The sequence below is a fragment of the Acidisphaera rubrifaciens HS-AP3 genome (assembly GCF_000964365.1).
Taxonomy (GTDB): Bacteria; Pseudomonadota; Alphaproteobacteria; order Acetobacterales; family Acetobacteraceae; genus Acidisphaera; species Acidisphaera rubrifaciens.
In genome coordinates this window covers 1-1,973 of the sequence record NZ_BANB01001042.1, presented here as the reverse complement: position 1 = coordinate 1,973, position 1,973 = coordinate 1, and the positions used below count along the sequence as shown (strand labels likewise).

Below are 1,973 nucleotides of genomic sequence, written 5' to 3'. Positions count from 1 at the left end.
GTCGCGGTCGCGCCGCGGCTCAGCCGCCGCCCCCGCCGCCGCCGCCGCCGCGGCGCTGGTACTGGAACTGATAGATTGGCTGGCCGACATGCGCCTGCAGCTTTTCCAGAAGCTCCAGGTTGGTCTCGAGATCGTCATGCGCCTTGGCGAGGAAGGCCTTGATCTGCGGATCGGCGGTGGGTTCGGCGGCCATCGCCTCGGCGCGGGCGAGCGCCTCCTCGTGGGTAGCGATCTCGTCGGCGACGAACATCTTGTCGAAGTAGATGCCGTCGACCTGTTCTGCCTGCGTCAGTCGCACCGCGAGGTCGCTGCGCAGCTGTTTGGGCGGGCTGATGCCCTTGCTCGCCGCGATCGCCTTGAGCTTCTCGTCGAAGCCGTTGGCATAGGCGAGGATCTTCGCGGCGGCTGCCTTGACGCGCGGGCTGTGGGCGCGGATCGCGGCCTGCTGGCACAGATCCTGATCGAAATGAATGACGCCCCAGGCGTTGGTGACGAAGTCGAGATCGACGGCACTGACCGGCGGCGCCGCGGGTCCGCTCTCAATCGGCTTGGATGTCGTCCGCTGACAGGCGGCGAGGGCCGCGCCGGCGAATACGAGCTGGAGCGTGGCCAAGGTGCTGCGGCGGGAGACGGGCATCGGCAAGTCCTTGTGCTGAATATGTGGGCGGGACGGATGATGTATCTGCCACGCTGCACGCTATCGCAGCTGAACAATGCCGTCACGATAAAAGTCTGCGCACGTAAGGATCGGCGTGTCGGAAAATGCCTGCCGAGCAGGCAGCGGCGTGGAGGGCGCGGGTCGGCGGTCAGATCGGCGGCTCGCCCTGCACCGGGGTCTTGCCGAAGCGCTCGAGCATCGCGGTGATGGCGGCGGCGGCTTGCTCCACCGCGGCGGCGTCGCTGCCCTTGGCGACCAGCGACACGCCGCTGCCGTCGATACGGTAGAACGGATAGCTGCCGATATCGAGGTCGGGGAACCGCGCCTGTATCGCCGCCAGCGCCTCGGCGAGCGTGCCCTCGGCGAGGCCGAAGACATGCACCGCGCGGCTTTGCACCGGCACGCCGCCCGGCAGTTGCGGCAGCAGCCAGTCGAGCATCGACTGCATGATGCGCGGCACGCCGGCCATCACGTGCACGTTGCCGATGGTGAAGCCGGGCGCGACGGAGATCGCGTTCTCGATCAGCGACGCGCCGCGCGGCATCGTCGCCATGCGCTGCCGCGCGGCGTTGAACTCGCCCGGCTTGTAGTGGCGTTCCATGCGCGCCCATGCCTCGGGGTGCGGCTCCCACGGCACGCCGAAGGCGGCGGCAACGCATTCGCTCGTGATGTCGTCATGCGTGGGACCGATGCCGCCGGTGGTGAAGACGTGATCGTAGCGGGCGCGCACCTCGTTGACGGTGGCGATGATGACGTCCGGCACGTCGGGGATGACGCGGACCTCGCGCAGCGGCATGCCGATGCCGCCGAGGCGCGCGGCCACGACGCGGATATTGGCGTCCTGCGTGCGGCCGGACAGCACCTCGTTGCCGATGACGAGCAGGGCGGCGGTGGGGTTGGGCGCGGATGTCACAGCAATTCCCTCAACAGTGCCACCAGCGGCCGGTCGGCGGGCGGCATGGCATAGTCGGCGAGGCGGTCGGGCCGCACCCAGGCGAGCGCCTGCCCCTCGCGCGCGGTCAGCGTGCCCCGCCAGCGACGGCAGACATAGAGCGGCATCAGCAAATGGAACCGCTCATAGGCGTGGGACGCGAAGGCAAAGGGGGCGAGACAGGCGGCCGAGGTGTCGATGCCCAGCTCCTCGCGCAGCTCGCGGATCAGCGCCGCCTCCGGGGTCTCGCCCGGGGCGAGCTTGCCGCCCGGGAACTCCCACAGCCCGGCCATCGGCTTGCCTTCCGGCCGGCGGGCCAGCAGCACGCGCCCGTCGGTGTCGATCAGCGCGCAGGCGGCGACCAGCAGCAGCGGCGGCCCGGCC

Annotated in this window: 3 protein-coding genes; all 3 read right to left on the bottom strand. The window is 69.9% G+C overall.

Going from position 1 to position 1,973, the window contains the following annotated elements:
- Positions 1-19: 19 nt before the first annotated feature.
- A complete protein-coding gene (locus tag B8460_RS19935) occupies positions 20-637 on the bottom strand; it encodes a DUF4142 domain-containing protein (protein WP_048863375.1) in 618 nt (205 codons plus the stop codon).
- A 169-nt stretch (positions 638-806) separates the two neighbouring features.
- A complete protein-coding gene (locus B8460_RS19930; protein WP_048863374.1) occupies positions 807-1,571 on the bottom strand; it encodes a competence/damage-inducible protein A in 765 nt (254 codons plus the stop codon).
- Positions 1,568-1,973: (deoxy)nucleoside triphosphate pyrophosphohydrolase (locus tag B8460_RS19925; RefSeq protein ID WP_048863373.1), on the bottom strand; the 406-nt coding region annotated here is incomplete at its 5' end. The genes B8460_RS19925 and B8460_RS19930, both read right to left, overlap by 4 nt.